The sequence below is a fragment of the Oleiphilus sp. HI0079 genome (assembly GCF_001635105.1).
Map to the genome: position 1 here is coordinate 1 of NZ_LWFT01000706.1, position 18,796 is coordinate 18,796.

Annotated in this window: 18 protein-coding genes; 5 read left to right on the forward strand and 13 right to left on the reverse strand. The window is 47.4% G+C overall.

Features of this window, described 5'->3' with window-relative positions:
* The 13 genes from lpxA to rpsB all read right to left on the reverse strand — a co-directional run.
* A partial coding sequence (lpxA, locus tag A3750_RS12815; RefSeq protein WP_068548343.1) for an acyl-ACP--UDP-N-acetylglucosamine O-acyltransferase occupies positions 1–477 on the reverse strand: 477 nt, incomplete at its 3' end.
* A 1-nt stretch (position 478) separates the two neighbouring features.
* Positions 479–913 (reverse strand): 3-hydroxyacyl-ACP dehydratase FabZ, encoded by a 435-nt coding sequence (gene fabZ / locus A3750_RS12820; protein WP_068452006.1) that lies wholly within the window; start codon positions 911–913, stop codon positions 479–481.
* Between the two features lie 30 nt (positions 914–943).
* Positions 944–1,990, reverse strand: coding sequence for a UDP-3-O-(3-hydroxymyristoyl)glucosamine N-acyltransferase (gene lpxD, locus A3750_RS12825; RefSeq protein ID WP_068452009.1), 1,047 nt, complete (start codon positions 1,988–1,990; stop codon positions 944–946).
* 17 nt (positions 1,991–2,007) lie between these two features.
* On the reverse strand, positions 2,008–2,514 hold the full coding sequence (locus tag A3750_RS12830) for an OmpH family outer membrane protein (RefSeq protein ID WP_068452011.1): 507 nt from the start codon (positions 2,512–2,514) through the stop codon (positions 2,008–2,010).
* A gap of 22 nt (positions 2,515–2,536) precedes the next feature.
* A complete protein-coding gene (bamA, locus tag A3750_RS12835) occupies positions 2,537–4,855 on the reverse strand; it encodes an outer membrane protein assembly factor BamA (protein WP_068465889.1) in 2,319 nt (772 codons plus the stop codon).
* 32 nt (positions 4,856–4,887) lie between these two features.
* Complete coding sequence (gene rseP, locus A3750_RS12840; protein ID WP_068454415.1) at positions 4,888–6,237, reverse strand: RIP metalloprotease RseP; 1,350 nt, start codon at positions 6,235–6,237, stop codon at positions 4,888–4,890.
* 23 nt (positions 6,238–6,260) lie between these two features.
* Complete coding sequence (ispC, locus tag A3750_RS12845; protein WP_068454417.1) at positions 6,261–7,451, reverse strand: 1-deoxy-D-xylulose-5-phosphate reductoisomerase; 1,191 nt, start codon at positions 7,449–7,451, stop codon at positions 6,261–6,263.
* Positions 7,448–8,287, reverse strand: a complete 840-nt coding sequence (locus tag A3750_RS12850) for a phosphatidate cytidylyltransferase (RefSeq protein WP_068454420.1) — start codon at positions 8,285–8,287, stop codon at positions 7,448–7,450. Before A3750_RS12850 ends, ispC begins: the two co-directional genes overlap by 4 nt.
* Positions 8,288–8,325: 38 nt before the next feature.
* The gene (gene uppS / locus A3750_RS12855; RefSeq protein ID WP_068454423.1) at positions 8,326–9,147 is read right to left on the reverse strand and encodes a polyprenyl diphosphate synthase; all 822 of its coding nucleotides are present in this window, start codon (positions 9,145–9,147) and stop codon (positions 8,326–8,328) included.
* A 62-nt stretch (positions 9,148–9,209) separates the two neighbouring features.
* Positions 9,210–9,767, reverse strand: coding sequence for a ribosome recycling factor (gene frr, locus A3750_RS12860; protein ID WP_068454426.1), 558 nt, complete (start codon positions 9,765–9,767; stop codon positions 9,210–9,212).
* Between the two features lie 21 nt (positions 9,768–9,788).
* Positions 9,789–10,547 (reverse strand): UMP kinase, encoded by a 759-nt coding sequence (gene pyrH / locus A3750_RS12865; RefSeq protein ID WP_068465888.1) that lies wholly within the window; start codon positions 10,545–10,547, stop codon positions 9,789–9,791.
* A gap of 176 nt (positions 10,548–10,723) precedes the next feature.
* A complete protein-coding gene (gene tsf, locus A3750_RS12870) occupies positions 10,724–11,572 on the reverse strand; it encodes a translation elongation factor Ts (protein ID WP_068458590.1) in 849 nt (282 codons plus the stop codon).
* 143 nt (positions 11,573–11,715) lie between these two features.
* Positions 11,716–12,456, reverse strand: a complete 741-nt coding sequence (gene rpsB / locus A3750_RS12875; RefSeq protein ID WP_068458589.1) for a 30S ribosomal protein S2 — start codon at positions 12,454–12,456, stop codon at positions 11,716–11,718.
* Positions 12,457–12,786: 330 nt separating this feature from the next.
* Between rpsB and map the strand changes: the two genes are divergently transcribed.
* The 5 genes from map to A3750_RS12900 all read left to right on the forward strand — a co-directional run.
* Positions 12,787–13,572 carry a type I methionyl aminopeptidase gene (gene map, locus A3750_RS12880; protein WP_068458588.1) on the forward strand — a complete coding sequence of 262 codons (786 nt, stop codon included), beginning with the start codon at positions 12,787–12,789 and terminating at the stop codon, positions 13,570–13,572.
* Positions 13,569–16,280: a [protein-PII] uridylyltransferase gene (glnD, locus tag A3750_RS12885; RefSeq protein WP_197466386.1), complete on the forward strand. Its 2,712-nt coding sequence runs from the start codon at positions 13,569–13,571 to the stop codon at positions 16,278–16,280. The genes map and glnD overlap by 4 nt, the downstream gene beginning before the upstream one ends.
* 23 nt (positions 16,281–16,303) lie before the next feature.
* Complete coding sequence (gene dapC / locus A3750_RS12890; RefSeq protein ID WP_068457666.1) at positions 16,304–17,500, forward strand: succinyldiaminopimelate transaminase; 1,197 nt, start codon at positions 16,304–16,306, stop codon at positions 17,498–17,500.
* A gap of 33 nt (positions 17,501–17,533) precedes the next feature.
* Positions 17,534–17,893, forward strand: coding sequence for an ArsC family reductase (locus tag A3750_RS12895; RefSeq protein WP_068457669.1), 360 nt, complete (start codon positions 17,534–17,536; stop codon positions 17,891–17,893).
* A 39-nt stretch (positions 17,894–17,932) separates the two neighbouring features.
* On the forward strand, positions 17,933–18,796 hold an 864-nt coding region (locus A3750_RS12900; RefSeq protein WP_068548344.1), incomplete at its 3' end, for a tetrahydrodipicolinate N-succinyltransferase N-terminal domain-containing protein.

Sequence of the window (18,796 nt, forward strand, 5' to 3'; positions counted from 1 at the left end):
CACTTTACAAAACTGGTGTACCATCGTTCCGCCACCGAGGATGACAAAATCATCAACATACACATGTCCAGCGACGGTCGCAGTATTTGCAAAGATGCAATGACTACCAATACGGCAATCATGCGCGATGTGCACATACGCCATAAACAGATTATCACTACCAATTGATGTAAGACCCTCATCCTGGACGGTTCCGCGATGGATCGTGCAGCCTTCACGGACGATATTGTTGTCACCCATGGTTAATCGTGTGTCTTCACCCGCATACTTCTTGTCTTGGCACTCTTCGCCGACACTCGCAAACTGGTAAATCGTATTGTTTTTTCCGATGGTTGTCGGGCCATTGATCACAACATGCGAGCGTATGTCACAACCATCGCCGATAACGACGTTAGGCCCAATGACCGTGTAAGCCCCTACACTCACATCTGACCCAAGCTGGGCTTTTGGATCGACAATAGCAGTCGGGTGAATCATCTTATCTCTCCCGCTCTGCCGTCATAATCTCAGCAACGCACACCACTTCTTCATCGACTAAAGCACGACAGTCAAACTTCCAAATATTGTGTTTAGCTGAAAGTATGTTCGATTCGAGTCTGAGCTGATCGCCAGGGACAACGGGCCGCTTAAAACGAACCTTGTTCGAGCCTGCAAAGTAGTGCACTAGATTTTCACTCGGCTTTTTGTCTGTAGTGACAAACCCAAGAATTCCGCTTATTTGTGCAAGCGCTTCAAGAATATAAACTCCAGGCAAGATGGGCATATCAGGAAAGTGCCCCTGAAAGAATGCCTCATTGATCGAAACATTTTTGTATCCCGTGATGCTTTTATTTGCCTCGACAGACGTCACTCTATCCACAAAAAGAAAGGGATGACGGTGAGGGAGATACTCATGAATCTCTTTGATATCCATCGTGCGCACTGTATTTTCCACAACCACCTCTTATTCGTCTTGGCTAGAATTAATAGACTTAAACTGCCTCTCGAGCTCTCGAAGACGAGCCTCGGTATTGTCTAATCTTCGAAGTCGAGCAATGCTCTTTTTCCAGTCCTTGTTCGACTGAACACCGGTACCAGACGAATAAACTCCTGGCTCGGGTAAGCTCTTTATAACCATCGTCATTGCAGTAATATGAACACCATCAGTGATCTCTAGATGGCCGGCGATGCCGCTCGCCCCTCCTACAACACAATTTTTACCTAGAGTGGTTGAACCCGCTATAGCACTGCACGCCGCGATAGCGGTGTTCTCTCCGATCACGACGTTATGCGCAATCTGAATCTGATTGTCTAAAATCACTCCGTCATGAATAACAGTATTATCGAGCGCACCGCGATCAATGGTTGTATTCGCACCAATCTCCACAGAATTACCAATCGTCACACCACCAAGCTGACTAATTCTCTGCCAACCTTTGTCAGCAGGGGCAAATCCAAAACCGTCGGACCCAAGCACGCAGCCTGACTGAATCGTGCAGCCCTCTCCAACCACGACACCGTGATAGATCGTCACACTAGGATAAATACGCGTTTTGTTGCCGATAATAGAATCAGCACCGATGACGACATTTTCGCCGAGATACACGTTATCACCGATCACTGCGCCTGCACTCAATCGGACACCTGGCGCAATGAAAACGCCCTCTCCGATGACGACTGATTCATGAATCGAAGCCTCTTCAGAAATAGAAGGCTGGAAATCCACAACCGGGTCCCACAGAGCGCTAAGTTTTGCATATGCTAAATAGGGATTATCATGTATCAAGCAATTCCCGCTAAACACTTCAGAAAGCTTGGGCGAAAGTATCACTGCAGAAGCCTTAGTCTCACCTAGATACTTTTTATACGCTGGGTTTGCAATAAAGGTTAAATGCCCCTCTCCAGCTTCTTGAATGGTTGCCAATCCAGCGACTGAAATGTCAGCATCGCCCTTCAATTGCGCGCCAATCTTCTCGGCAAGATCACCGAGCAAAAAACGTCTATCAAGCATTCGCGAAAATCCGAAAACTATTTTAATGCATCAAGCATTTCAATGATCTGAGAAGTGTAGTCCATACCAGGCGCCGCGTAGAGCGCAGCTTCTCTTGGGAGAATCAAATCTAACGATTCCTTTTCAACCAATTTCTGGATTACTGTATCCAAATTAGGCCGAGACTGTTCCAAGAACTCTTGTCGCTTCTCCGCTAATGCTTTATCCAGCTTTGTTTTCAGATAGCGAAACTCTTGAACTTTCTCTTCCAGATCAGCGGCCAGCTTTGCCCGCTCGCTATCGCTCATAATCGCAGCATCATTCTGAAGACGCATTTCCAGTTTCTGGGCCGCCTCACTTACCGCGCGTACTTCAAGATCTTGCTGCTTATAATCTGCAACCATCTTATCAGAATACGCTTGCGCCGCCTTTGAAGAAAAAAGAGCTGCTCTCATGTCAATCAAACCGATTTTGACCTCAGCATTTGCCGAAACAGACGTAAGTGCCAGCACAAAAACCAACGCTAGATATTGTAAGACTTTCATATTGTGTATTCCTCGTACTTAGTTAAAAGGGCTGCCCTAAAGAAAACTGGAAGAACTGCTTTTCGTCTTCAGGAGTGGCATTCATCGCCTTACCAAAACTGAACCCAAGCGGGCCAATAAAGGTGTTCCACTGCAACGCTACGCCGGTTGACCAACGGATTTCGTTCAAATCAAAATCATATCCGCGATTTGTATCGAACACATTACCGGTATCAACGAAATATGCCATACGCATCGAGCTTTGGTCTTTAATGAACGGCAGAGGAAAAATGATCTCAGCGCTATTTTCGAACAACAAATTACCACCAAATGGGTCAGAAGAGGCAAACGCAGCCTGCTCTGTTGTTCTGGGACCAAGCGAATTGTTTTCATAGCCGCGCACAGAGTTTATGCCACCAGCATAATAATGCTCGTAAAAAGGCAGTTCGCCTGTATCTCCGTATGCTCCGCCATAAGCCCACTCATTACGAAGACGAAACACAAACTCATGGGATTCACTTAATGGCACATAGAAATTCGAATTGTACCGAAGCTTATAAAACGACAGATCGCTTGCGGGAACCGTGATCTCACCAGAAAGCCCCTGACGCCAACCAGCAGTCGGAAACATTCCGCGATTTAATGTACTTCGCGACCACCCTAACGTCACATCAAAGTTGTTAAAGTTATCACCATTTTGATCGATGAAGCGCTGAATCTCTAGTGGCGGAAGATCTCCGACCTCTAAAGCCGTGTTAGAAACACCAACGCCGAAGCTAAGACGAGAAACAGGATCAATCGGATACCCAAAGGTGACCGACGCGCCCGATGCATCAAGAATGTAATCAGATCGATTCGACTGATCAAAATCCGTTTCGCGAGCATAAACACTGAAACCGCGACTCACGCCGTCGACTGTATAGTAAGGGTTCAAATAACTGAAATTCGCTGACTTCACTGAGGAGCTCGTGTTTATACCAAACGAAACGCGTTTGCCTGTACCGAAAAAATTATTCTCAGAAACGCTTAAACCAAGAGTTAGCCCGCTCCCCTGACTAAAACCCAGACTTGCGGATAAATTACCCGAGCTCTGCTCCTCAACGGAGTAGTTAACATCGATTTGATCGTTGACACCAGGCACAGACGGCGTCTCTACGGACACATTACCAAAGTAACCGAGGCGAGAAAGTTTCGTTTTGGATACCTCTATGAGATCCGTCGACGCGGAAGCACCTTCCATTTGAACCATTTCTTGACGGAGTACAGCATCTTTTGTTGTGGTATTCCCTATAAAGTTAATCCTGCGCACGTAGTTTCGCTTGCCGGGATCAATATAGAAAACAATACTCGCACTGTTGTCGTCATGCGGCTCAGGAATGGGATTTACACTCGCGTAGGTGTAACCTTCGCCACCTAAAGCACGCGAAATTTGCTCAGCAGAAAGGGTGAGTTTGTTTCTAGAAAATGTATCTCCCGGCTTGATAAAGACAAGTTCTTCCAACTCACTCTTTTCAAGCACTAAATCCCCTTTGAGCTCAAAGTCACGAACAGTAAATAACGGCCCCTCATCAACGTTGATGGTAATAAATACGTTCTGTTTATCTGGAGAAATCGAGACCTGAGTAGACTCAATATTGAACTTGATGTAACCGCTATCAAGATAGTAGGAACGAATGCGCTCAATGTCACCACTCAGTTTCTCGCGGCTATACTTGTCATCACTGGTAATAAACGTCCAAAAACCTGGGGTTTTTAGCTCCATTAGGTCAATGAGCTCTTCGTCAGTGAACGCCTCATTGCCTACCACGTTAATATGTAGGATCGAAGAAACCTCACCCTCATCTATCTCTATATTGATATCGACTCGGTTCTGAGGCAGCTCTTCTACCTCCGCTTCTACGGAAGCGCTATAGCGCCCTTGTGTTACATACGAACGAAGGATTTCTAACTCTAGACGTTCCAAGGTCACGCGCTTAAATACTTTACCCTCAGACATGCCTGCCTGTTTAAGACCTTCTAGCAAGTCTTCTTCAGAAATATCCTTGTTACCCGATATCTCGATATTCGCGATAGAAGGTCTTTCCTGAAGACTAACAATTAGATCATCATCGTTACGATACAACGCTATATCGGTGAACAACCCCGTTTTAAACAGATCTCTACTCGCCTCAGCCAACTTTGTCGGATTCACTTCTTCGCCGACCGAAACAGGAAAACTAGAAAAAACAGTACCCGCGGACACCCGCTGCAAGCCTTCAACCTGGATGTCATCGACGAGAAAAGTCTCGCTCAAGACCTGCGATGAATAGAGACCAAAAAGCACTGCGAAAGCCAAAGCTGGCAATCGAAAAAAGTTACACATTAACTACTGCACCTAAATATGCTGACATGAAATCAGAGCCGCATAATATCGTTATAGAAAGCTACGGCCATCAACATCACAACCAAGGATAAACCAATCTTAAAACCAATGACTTGGCTTTGCTCTGAAAGCGGTTTCCCACGAACCGCCTCGATGAGGTAAAACAAAATATGCCCGCCATCCAGTACCGGTATCGGTAACAGATTCAAGACGCCAAGACTGACACTGAGCAGGGCCAAAAAGCGAAGAAACTCTTCCGCACCGGTACTAATGGATTGGTTAGCAACTCGCGCGATCGTAATTGGACCGCTTAGATTGTCGAGAGAAATCAATCCGACGACCATCTTCTTTACAGCTCCGAAGGTCATTGCAACGTCAGACCATGTTTGCGAAAAAGCGTGGCCAAGCGAATCGATTGGGCCGTAACTGACTACAGAGATTAACTCTCTAGGGTACTCGAAAGGCGCAACCCCTACTCCGATTTTACCTACTAAAGCGCGACCGCCCCCTTCTACCACCTCTGGGACGACAGACAGTTCAATCAAATCGGCATTCCGCTCTACCAAAACGCTTAGCCGCTCACCTGCGCTCTTCTGAACAATCTCGACAAAATCGTACCAGTCAGCGATCTCCGCTCCATCTACAAAACGCACGAGATCACCCTCAAGAACACCAGCCATATGCGCTGGCCCCCCGCGCGTCACAACGCTAATTTCTGGGGAGATCGGGGGACGATAAGGCACCAAACCAATACCCCTAATAAGATCCGCTTCATCCTGGCCGCGCATCCAATTATCAAGTTTCAACGCATAGTCTTTACTTTCGCCATCGAATTGCGCCTTGAGCTCTATTACACCAGAATCACCAATATGAGGAACCAGCGACATCACAACATCTCGCCAACCGTAAACCTTCTGACCATCCACGCTTTCGAGCACAGAGCCTACTTCTAGTTGCGACATAGCGGCAGGGCTTTCTGGAATAACCTCTCCAATCTTAGGAAGTACCGTGGTGTAACCAATCCCAAACATCATCCAGTAGGCAAAAATCGCGAAGACAAAATTCGCAATTGGACCTGCAGATGCAATGGCGATTCGCTGACTTACCGGCTTTGACGTAAAAGACTGCTCTTTCAATGCGTCAGGCACTGGCCCTTCCCGCTCATCCAGCATTTTAACGTAACCACCAAGAGGAATAGCAGCAACAGCATATTCCGTTCCCAGCTTGTCCTTCCAACTAAATAACGGCTTTCCAAACCCGACAGAAAAGCGGAGCACTTTTACGCCACAGCGACGCGCTACCCAAAAATGGCCAAATTCATGAATTGTTACCAATATTCCGAGCGTGATAATGAGGGATAGGACTGACTGAAGGACTTCCATAGACGTAACAATATTACCGAGTTCTAAATTGCGAAACCAAGGGCCGACTGCGTAGCGATTATGCGCGCATCTCGATCCGCCTCAAGCACTTCATTAATAGTTGAAGGAAGTGAGCCTGGCGCCTTTGCCATAACGTCTTCGATGATATCAGCAATTGCAGTGAACCGGACCTTACCTTTAAGAAAGGCCGCGACGGCGATCTCATTTGCAGCATTAAGATAAGCCGATGCGTAACCACCTATTTCAAACGCTTCACGCGCGAGAGCGAGACAAGGAAAAGCCTCAACATCTGGGGCCTCAAACTCTAACGAGGAAATTTTTAAGAAATCGAGCTCTTCGACTCCAGTATTGATTCGATCAGGCCAAGCTAAGCCATAACCTATTGGTGTGCGCATATCGGGCTGACCTAGCTGCGCCAACACCGAGCCATCAAGATATTGAACCATGGAGTGGATAATGCTCTGCGGATGAATCACCACCTCGATATTTTGCGGCCTTAAATCGAACAACCAACACGCTTCGATCAATTCAAGCCCTTTGTTCATTAAGCTCGCTGAGTCTACCGAAATCTTATGCCCCATACTCCAGTTAGGGTGAGCGCAAGCCTGCTCGGGTGTAACGTCAACAAGCCGCTCTTTCGAATACCCCCTAAAAGGACCACCCGAAGCAGTTAATAGAACCTTCGAAACACCACTTCGCGGATGCGCACCACATGCATAATCAGAAGGAAGGCACTGAAAGATGGCGTTATGCTCACTATCTATAGGGAGAATCGTTGCACCCGAATTTTCAATAGCAGTCATAAACAAAGAGCCAGACAAAACCAGCGACTCCTTGTTGGCAAGCAACACTTTTTTACCAGCGCTAGCCGCCGCATAGCTTGATTCAAGTCCTGCGCTGCCCACGATCGCGGCCATAACGATATCCACCTCTGTCGCAGAAGCAATATCAATAAGAGCGTGAGGCCCAACCAAGAGCTCAGTCAGGGTGCCACTATCTCGAAACGCTGCTAGCGCTTCGTCAGCAACGGAGATATCAGAAACGACAGCATACCGGGGCGCGTGCTGAACACTCAGCTTCAGCAGCTCGGACCAATTACTGTGCGCACTTAGAGCATATACTTCATACTTATCAGGGTGCCGCGCGGCAACATCCAGCGTGTTAAGACCAATCGATCCGGTAGCACCAAGTACAGAGAGCTTTTTTGCGCTCACGGATTACCCCAAGCAATCCAAGAAAAGCTATAAAGAAGCGCTGTAAGCACTGGAATGCTTGCCGTTAAACTGTCTATTCGATCAAGCACACCGCCGTGCCCAGGTAAGAGATTGCTACTATCTTTTATACCAGCTTCACGTTTGAACAAACTTTCTGTCAAATCACCAAATATTGAAACGATTGCAGCGATCACCGTGACCACAACTAACTGAATGGTCAAGGCAGAGCTCAAATCAAGCCAAAATGCGGCAACCAAGGCAAGAACGACGGTACAACCCAGCCCTCCCCAAGCGCCAGCCCAGCTCTTGCCAGGTGAAACTGCAGGAGCAAGTTTCGCCTTTCCAAACGCGCGACCCGCGAAGTAAGCGCCGGTGTCTGCAGCCCAAATCAAAAGCAATGCGTAAAAAAGAACTAAATGAACACCAAGGTCGATATCAACTAACATTTGCGCCTCGCGAAGCGCCAACATCGTCTTCCAAAATGGTATGAGAATCAACAAACCAATACCCAGCTTCACTGATCGCTGCCGCCAGAAGCGGCTAGTACCGGGATAGCGCAGCACTAAAACGATGGCAATTAACCACCAAGCCAGTCCTACGTATAAAATTGGAGTTGCTGGAATATATCGAACAAAAATGAGCCAAATTGCTACATAAACCGCATATGATACGCGGAGCGACTGACGTTCATAGCCAGATAACCTTGCCCATTCCCACGCTGCGACAGCCACAATAGCGCCGACAAACCAATAAAAGCCTTGTACATCTGTACCGAAAATTCCCGCTAGCGCCAATGGCGCAAGTATTAGCGCAGTGATTATGCGATGCTTAAGCAATGTACTCCCCTTCTTATGTCGTTGTTATGGAGCCAAATCTACTGCGGCTCGCCGTCGGTATCGGAATCAGGCCATTCCACGTTTTTAAGATCTTCTGCTGACGGCATATCAGCCAGCTCACCCGAAACCTGCTCATCAGTTTGCCCGAACCGGCGCTTCCGCTGACTATAGGCATCCAAAGCAGCCATCATTTGCTCTTCTTTAAAGTCAGGCCAGTACAAATCAGAAAAATAGTATTCAGCGTAAGCAAGCTGCCAAAGCATAAAATTGCTTATGCGATACTCGCCAGCGGTTCGAATCATCAAATCGGGCATAGGCAGATCGCCCAAACAAAGACGGGATTCAATCATCGATTCAGAGATATCGTCGGCAGACAGAGTGCCCGCTGCAACATCATGAGCAAGGCTTTTAACCGACTGGGCAATATCCCATTGCCCACCGTAATTTGCAGCGACAACTAAGGTCATCCCCGTATTTGATTCGGTTAAACGCTCAGCCTTGGCCATATAGTCTTGCAATAGACCGCTGAATTTCGAACGATCGCCTATTATCCTTAAGCGAATATTATTCTTATGAAGCTTTTTAACTTCATGCTGCAGAGCGACCAGAAACAAGCGCATCAGCGCACCCACTTCAATGGCGGGCCGACGCCAGTTCTCACTGCTGAAGGCGAAAAGGGTCAACACTTCAACACCCTCGCTAACGCATGTCTGCACAACCGACCTGACCGCCTCAACTCCAGCCTTGTGACCAGAAACACCTACTTGCCTGCGCGCTTTTGCCCAACGGTTATTGCCATCCATAATGATAGCCACGTGCTTAGGCCTGTTTGATGCGGTGTAGGGAATTTTTGAATTCATGAATTGTCGCTTTGCTTTTCAGGGGCGTACACCGAAAAATATACCCCCCTTAGGATAAAGTGTTAAACCTTCATCAAATCCGCTTCTTTATCTTGAAGCATCTTCTCGACTTCTGCGACATAGCTGTCGGTTAGCTTTTGAATCTGATCTTCGCCACGCTTTAGATCATCCTCAGTAATCTCTTTTTCTTTTAGCAGCTCTTTCAGGTATGAATTTGCATCACGACGTGCATTTCGGATTGAAACTCGACCACTCTCTGCGTCTGCTTTCGCTAGCTTCGCCATATCACGGCGCGTCTCTTCGGTAAGCGCTGGCATAGGCACACGAACAAGATCTCCCGAAGTTGAAGGATTCAAACCTAGATTCGCAGCCATAATCGCTTTTTCGATAGCTGGAACAAGCGGCTTTTCCCAGGCAGAGACAGCTAAAGTACGACCATCCTCAACACTGATATTCGCAACCTGCTTAAGAGGTGTATCAACACCATAATACGACACCATCACACCATCTAGAATACTTGGATGCGCACGACCTGTTCGGATCTTTGCAAACGCTACGCCTAGAGCCTCTAGGCTCTTTTTCATCCGCTGTTCAGCTTCCTGTTTAACGTCTTCAATCACAGCTTATTCCCCTGTCAATAACTATTCTTTATCTGCTACTTCTTGCTGCGGCGATGTTGCCTCAATCAAGGTTCCTTCAGGCTCACCGACCATAATCGATGTCAGCGCTCCCGGCTTATTCATATTGAATACACGCAAAGGCATGTTGTGGTCTCGACACAAACAAATCGCCGTTAGATCCATAACGCCAAGTTTACGGTCGAGCACTTCATCGTACGTGAGGTGATCGAACTTTTTGGCTTTCTTAACCTTCATTGGGTCGGCATCGTACACGCCGTCAACTTTTGTTGCTTTAAGTACCACATCCGCCTCGACCTCAATGCCACGGAGACATGCCGCCGAGTCAGTCGTAAAAAATGGATTACCGGTTCCGGCACTGAAAATAACGACGTCACCACCCTTCAACCAACGCATTGCCGTCCTACGATCATAATGCTCTACCACGCCACTCATTGGGATAGCAGACATAACGCGCGTCGAAATATTCGATCTCTCCAGTGCGTCGCGCATCGCAAGCGCATTCATAACCGTCGCCAACATACCCATGTGATCACCAGTAACACGATCCATCCCAGCGGCATTCAAGGCGGCACCTCGGAACAAGTTTCCGCCGCCAATCACCATTCCAACTTGGACACCAATACCAATTAGCTGGCCTACTTCAAGCGCCATACGATCAAGCACTTTAGGATCAATACCAAAATTCTCTTCACCCATGAGCGCTTCACCGCTCAGCTTTAATAGAACGCGTTTGTACTTTGGTTGCAGGTTAGCTGCCATAGATTTAATCCTGAAGAATTGTCGGACACATTATAGTCGTTTGTTTGGCGCGGCCACATATAAGAATGCCGCACCTTAACAAATAAGGCACGGCATCGGCGCGAATTGTATCAAGAAGAGCTTTTAGCCGCTACGGCAAAGCCCCTCTTTTTATTCGCAACACTGAGAGCGAAGAGTTAGCCTTTAAGCTGCGCTGCCACTTCAGCGGCAAAATCTGTTTCTTCAACCTCAATACCTTCACCTACTTCAAGGCGAACAAAAGAAACAATCTCTGCACCTGCATCTTTTGCAAGCTGCCCGACTGTAACCTCTGGATTTTTAACGAACGGCTGCTCAGTCATACTATTCTCTTTCAAGAATTTCTTGATGCGGCCACCCATCATTTTCTCAACAATCTCAGCAGGCTTACCTTCCATGTCAGGCTGCGCCTTGATGATCTCTTTCTCTTTTTCTACTTCGTCGGCAGCCATATCTTCCGGGCGAAGGACACGAGGATTAACCGCAGTCGCATGCATAGCGATGTCTTTTGCAAGATCACCTGAACCACCATTCAATACCACGATTGCTCCGATGCGATTGTTTGAGTGAACATAAACACCGACAACATCACCTTCAAGCTTCACTGCACGACGCGGGGAAATATTCTCACCGATCTTTTGAACTAACGCCTCTCGATCACCATCAAGCATACCTGCAACGTCGGTTGTACCGGCAGCAAACGCTTCCGCTGCAACCTTGTTTGCAAACGCTAGAAAATCTTCGTTCTTAGCAGCAAAGTCTGTTTCCGAATTTACTTCAACCAACATTGCTGACTTGTTGTCGTCAGCAGACTGAAGCACCACAACACCTTCTGCAGCTGTGCGGCCAGCTTTTTTAGCCGCCTTCATGCCACTCTTTTTACGAAGCTCTTCGATAGCTTTATCAACATCACCACCTGTCTCTGCAAGCGCTTTTTTGCACTCCAGCATTCCAAGACCGGTACGTTCACGTAACTCTTTTACCATTGAGGCACTAATTGCAGCCATTATATATCCTCATCAATTTGCCATCGGCATATTTTTTGGAGTCTCGAGGCGATCGCCTCGCGACAAAAATTGAATCATTCTTTTATTACAAAAGACCTGCAAGCGAACTTGCAGGTCTTTTGAGTATCGCAGTACAAACTGGCTTATTCAGCAGCTGGAGCTTCCTGAGCTTCTTCAGCTACCTCAACGTACTCGCCACCACCAGCTACAGTGCCTTCAACTACGGCATCTGCAAATGCTTTTGCATAAATCTGGATCGCGCGAATCGCGTCGTCATTACCAGGGATAACGTAGTCAACGCCATCCGGGTCACTGTTCGTGTCCACAATTCCGATAACAGGGATTCCAAGCTTGTTTGCTTCTTTGATTGCAATGCGCTCATTATCGACATCGATAACAACCAACGCATCTGGCAAGCCACCCATCTCTTTAATACCACCGATGCTACGCTCAAGCTTTTCCATCTCACGCGTTCGCATTAAGACTTCTTTCTTGGTTAGCTTCTCGAAAGTACCGTCACCTTTTTGCTTCTCTAGATCGCGTAAACGACGAATGCTCTGGCGAATCGTTTTATAGTTAGTAAGCATGCCGCCCAACCAACGATGATTCACATATGGCATACCTGAACGCTCAGCTTCCTCTTTTACGATTTTGCTAGCTGCTCGCTTTGTGCCTACGAACAAGATCTTGTTCTTGTTTTCAGCAAGCTTTTTGACCAAAGCCAAAGACTCATTGAAAGCTGGAACCGTCTGCTCAAGATTGATGATATGGATTTTGTTACGAGCGCCAAAAATGTATTTGTCCATTTTTGGGTTCCAGTAACGAGTCTGGTGCCCGAAGTGTACGCCTGCTTTAAGCAGGTCACGCATAGAAACTGCTGCCATTTTACTTTCCTAAATGTATTGGGTTGAACCTCCACGCCCCCCATTCAACAACCCCTGTCGGAGCACCCAGCTGAATGTGACGAAACGTGTGCGGATTTAAATTAAAGAGTAGCTCTCTACTCCTGCGAGTTTTTCGCGGGCGCTTTATACCATAAAACAAAAGCCAGTTAAAGAAAAAGCTCAGAACCAAAATCGCACCCCACCCCTGATTACGCGCCATAACGTTTGATTGCACTTTGTAATCCCGCTACGGCCCTGTAGAATACAGCCCTATTTTGAAGGTGCTGAACCATGTAACCAGCACTCATACACTTCGCCAACAGAGACGCTATGACAGTTACAATTAAAAACGCTGATGAAATTGAAAAAATGCGCATTGCCGGCAAACTTGCTGCTGAAGCGCTCGAAATGATTGAACCGCATGTCAAAGCGGGAGTTACAACCGAAGAGCTAAATTCAATCTGCCACGACTATATAGTCAACACGCAAAACGCCATTCCGGCACCGCTTAATTATAAAGGCTTCCCAAAATCAATCTGCACCTCAGTCAACCACGTAATATGTCATGGCATTCCAACAGAAAAGAAAAAGCTAAAGAACGGTGACATCATCAACATCGACATCACCGTCATCAAAGATGGTTATCACGGAGACACCAGCAAAATGTTCTTCGTTGGAGAGCCTAGTATTGCGGCGGAGCGTTTAGTGCGTATCACCCAAGAGTGCATGTATAAAGGTATTGCTCTGGTAAAGCCTGGGGCGCGACTTGGTGACATTGGCGCGGTGATACAAAAGCATGCAGAGAGTAATTATTACTCGGTTGTTCGAGAGTATTGTGGTCACGGTATCGGCGCAGTTTTTCACGAAGACCCTCAGGTGATGCACTACGGAAAAAAAGGCACAGGAATGGCGCTAAAAGAAGGTATGACATTTACTATCGAGCCGATGATTAATCAGGGTAAACGTCACTGCAAGCTCCTCCCTGACGAATGGACAGTGGTCACGAAAGATCACAAGCTTTCCGCTCAATGGGAGCACACGATACTTGTAACCAAGGATGGCTACGAAGTTCTTACAATGAGGGAAGAAGAGAAAGTGCATTTCGGAATTGCATGAACAAAATGACAGCAGCTCCAGACCTGAAAGCGACGTTTATCGAAACCTCAGGAATTTCACTCGACGAGCTTTATAAAGATCTTACTGAACCCGGCTACCCAGCAAAGGATGCGAAGCGCTATTTAAAACTAGCGAACGATTGCTTTGATGCAATGTACTGCAAAGGCGAAGACATTCGCCAAATCATCGCGACCAAAGCCTGGTTTATGGACCAAGTACTAAGCGCCCTTTGGTCGCGCTATAACTTTGACGGCTCTGAGTACGCTCTCATCGCGGTAGGCGGCTATGGTCGCGGGGAGCTGCAACCACATTCCGACATTGACCTTCTGATACTTGCCCGAAGCGAGATCACAGCGGACGCTGGCGAATCACTCAGTAGCTTTATCACGATGCTATGGGATCTGTCTCTAGATATTGGGCATAGCGTTCGAACTATTGACGAGTGCGTGGAACAAGCAAAACTTGATGTGACGATCGCTACCAATCTACTCGAAACTCGGACCATTTCTGGCCATGCCGATCTCTGTGCCGAGCTTTCCAAACGCGTATACTCAGATGAGGTTTATACCTCTCGCGAGTATTTTTTGGCTAAGTTTGATGAACAGGTTGAGCGACACAAACGTTTTAGTGGAACAGAGTACAATTTAGAGCCGAACATCAAAGCGTCACCGGGGACCTTGCGAGATATTCAAACCGTTGGCTGGATTACAAAACGTCATTTCGGTCCAGATGCGAAGTCTGATCGAGACCGCTACCACTTTTTGACCGACGAAGAGTTCAATTTACTTTTATCCGGCGAGACCTTTCTATGGTCTCTTCGCTACGGACTGCAAATGGTCGCTTCTCGCAGCGAGAACCGAATGTTTTTCGACTACCAGCGCAAGGTAGCGGAGATTCTGGGATACAAAGATAACGATACGGCTCTGGGCGTTGAGATAATGATGCAGAGGTACTATAGAACGGTACTTGCTCTGGCCGAACTCGCCGACCTTATTCTTCAGTACTTTGACGGATACTACCTCAACCCGAACCGAACTGAAGAAATAACTCCGCTAAACAATCGCTTCCAGACCGTCAATGGTTATATTGAAACAATTGACGAGCATGTTTTTGAGCGCTCCCCATATGCATTGATCGAGATCTTTTTGATCATGGCCCAAAATCCGCAGATCAAAGGGATTCGCTCGACCACTATCCGATCCATCCGAGAACATCAGTACCTAATTGACGATCACTTTCGAAATGATCTTGCAAACACGACGATGTTCCGTGAGATCCTGCGGACCCCGCACCGTCTGCATCGCACTCTAAGCAACATGCTTAAATACAACGTGCTGTCGCGCTACCTACCCGAGTTCGCAAATATCGTGGGGCAAATGCAGCATGACCTGTTTCACGCATTTACAGTAGATGCACACACAATAAAACTCATCCGCAACATTGTTCGCTTGCATGATGAGGCGCATCAAGACACATTTCCCGTTGCTGCCTCACTTGTGCGTGAGCTACCCAAACTCGAAATAGTCTTTGTCGCAGGTATTTATCACGACATTGCCAAGGGGCGTGGTGGTGATCACTCTGAACTCGGTGCAGTCGACGTGACCGAGTTTTGTAAGCGCCATCACTATAGTGAGCGTGACACTCGATTAGCAGCTTGGTTAGTTGAAGAGCACCTGCTTATGTCTATGACGGCGCAAAAGAAAGATGTGGCCGACCCAGCAATCATTTATGAGTTTGCAGCACGCATACCAAGTATCATGCACTTGGAATATCTATACGTGCTTACCGTGTGTGATATTGCTGCAACCAATCCCAAGCTTTGGAACACCTGGAGAGCAAGTCTGCTACAGCAGCTATTTGTCGAAGCAAGACGCGCATTAAGAAAAGGGATTGAAACTCCAGTCAGCCGTACCGTCTGGGTGAGCACAACCCGCCAAGAGGTACGTTCAACTTTATTCCAAAGCAACTATCCGGCTTCTCAAGTTAATGACTTAGTCGATTCGCTAGACGACGAGTACTATCTACAAGGCGCTGTTGACGACATCGTATGGCAATGCAAAGCCATCCTTGAGCAAGAAGATAAGACACTTCCCGTCATTGCAATCCGCGATCAAAATGATGGTACAGGCCGCGGCTTCTCCCAACTAATGATTTATCTTCGCTCAGACGATGACCTCTTCGCAGCAATCACTGCAATGCTCGAGCAACTGAACGTTAATGTGCTTAGTGCTCGAATATCTTCAGCGCGCGGCGGGTTTTCGATTAACAACTTTGTTATTACGAATGCGAATGACGTAGCACTCTCAGAAGATAGTGATCGCATTGTTCAAATTAAGCAAAAATTGAGCGAAGCCCTTGATGACCCAGAAGATTATCCGGAAATTATTACCGGGCGCACGCCTCGCGTACTCAAAACCTTCTCTTTCCCTACGGAAGTGACACTGAGCAATGATGCGCTTAACCATCGGACGGTCGTCGAGGTCGTTACTCCTGATCGGCCAGGATTACTTGCGCGGATAGGTCAGATTCTTTACACGCACGATCTGAGCCTTGTTAACGCGAGAATCGCCACATTGGGCGAACGCGTAGAAGACGTATTTTTCATTACCCAAGACAACGGATTTCCCTTGAGCGATGTCGAGCAATGTGCAAAATTGCAGACCGATATTTGCGAGCAACTAGATGAACTATCCGGGGAAGGCGCATAAGCCTGATGTAGCATAGGATTAGTATGAACCCACTTCTCGATAAACTTCAGCCATACCCTTTCGAAAAGCTCGGCAAGCTTCTTGGCGAAGTCACGCCAAACCCGGAGCTATCCCCAATAAAGCTTTCTATTGGAGAGCCCAAGCATCCCGCACCCCAGTTTGTTCTCGATGCGCTAACCGATAACATTCGCCAAGTAGAGGTTTACCCATCAACAAAGGGCATTCCGGATCTTCGCATCGCGATTTCAGAATGGGCAACGAAGCGTTTTTCGCTCAAAAAAGGCACGCTAGACTCGGAACAGCACATTCTTCCAGTTGCCGGGACTCGCGAAGCCATCTTTTCCTTTACCCAGTCCGTGATCAATGATCAAGACAATGCCTTAGTAGTCAGCCCAAATCCTTTTTATCAAATATACGAGGGTGCGACCTATTTATCAGGAGCGGATTTGGAGCTACTGCCGTGTGACGAAGCGTTTGGCTTCCAGCCTGATTTTGAATCTGTTCCAGAGAGTGTATGGCAGCGCTGCCAAATCCTGTTTTTGTGCAGTCCAGGCAATCCTACTGGCGCAGTTGTTGATATGACGACGCTAGAGCAACTCATCAATCTTGCCGATAAATACGACTTTCTCCTAGCCTCTGATGAATGTTACTCAGAGATTTACATTAACGAAGACAAGGCGCCTATCGGCCTGTTAGAAGCGTGCGCAAAGCTGGATCGAAACGACTTTAAGCGTTGTATCGTATTTCACTCGCTCTCCAAGCGCTCCAACCTCCCTGGCCTACGATCTGGGTTCGTTGCCGGCGACAAAACGGTCCTCGCGAAGTATTTGAAATACCGGACCTATCATGGTTGTGCAATGCCCGTTCATCATCAAATTGCAAGCATTGCAGCCTGGAACGACGAGCAGCACGTTATCGATAACCGAACCGAGTATCGTGCAAAATTTGAAGCGGTGCTAAACATCCTCTCGCCGATTATGAAAGTTGAGCAAACCGATGCGAGCTTTTATCTTTGGCCTGAAACCCCCATTGACGACGTCATTTTTGCTCAAAAACTGTACCAACAACAGCACGTAACGGTAGTACCCGGATCATATTTATCGAGAACGGTTAACGGCCACAATCCCGGCGAAAACCGTGTACGCATGGCCTTGGTTGCTCCAGTTGATGAATGTATTGAGGCGGCGAAACGGATACGCAGGTTTATCGAAGCGCTTTAACCCTCCAATTTAGAATTGTGATTAAGAAACACTATGAGTACCAACGAAATAACAATCTATGGCATTAAAGCCTGTGACACAATGAAGAAAGCAATGACATGGCTAGAGACAAGCGGCGTTGCGTTCACTTTTCACGACTATAAAAAACAAGCCATCGATGAGCCAAAACTAAGAGAGTGGCTGACCAAGGTCGAGTGGTCTGAGTTGATTAACCGACGCGGAACCACTTGGAGAAATCTCAGCGATGTACAAAAAACAGGCGTAGACAATGACGCAGCCGTAAAGCTGATGCTCCAAAACCAATCATTGATCAAGCGTCCGCTTCTCGAAAAAGGTGGCGAGGTCTATTTAGGCTTCAAACCAGATAATTATGAAGCCATTTTTTCTAAGTAACACTCCCCAAATTAATACGACTAATAAAGTGATTTGATTATGACAGTAGCAATTGGCCTCGGCGTAGGCACTAAAAACACAAACGGCGAATGGCTAGAAGTACTTTTTCCCGCGCCGTTGTATCAACCTGAATCAGCAACGGCTCAAGGTCTTCGCGACGCGCTTGAGCTACCAACAGAAAATACCACACTCACCCTGAGTGACGATCAGCTCGCTAAGCTTGCGGAAACTCATTCGCTTGGCGAAGTTTCAGTGCAAGCAGAGAAGTTAAGCGGCTCCGTCAACCCAATTGCACTGGTCATTATTGAAGAAGACGGTACAGCATCTAGCACTCCTGAAGTGTACCTAAAACTTCATCTAATCTCGCATCGTTTAGTAAAACCTCATGGCATCAATCTGGACGGAATCTTCGGCTTGCTTCCGAACGTTGCTTGGACAAACAAAGGTGCCATCGATCTGGCCGAGTTACCACAACGTCAGCTAGCGGCGCGTATGCAGGGCGAATTGCTCGAAGTAAAATCGGTGGACAAGTTCCCTCAGATGACGGATTACGTCGTGCCGAGCGGCGTGCGAATCGCTGACACGTCACGCGTTCGTCTTGGCGCTTATATTGGCGAGGGCACGACGATCATGCACGAAGGCTTTGTGAACTTTAATGCAGGGACGGAGGGCACATCGATGGTCGAAGGCCGTATTTCAGCAGGTGTTATGGTTGGCAAAGGTTCGGATCTTGGTGGCGGCTGCTCTACCATGGGCACGCTCTCTGGCGGTGGAAACATTATTATTTCTGTCGGCGAAAGCAGCCTAATTGGCGCCAATGCTGGCATTGGTATTCCGCTTGGCGACCGCTGCACAGTAGAATCAGGCCTATATATAACAGCTGGCACGAAAGTTATTATGCTA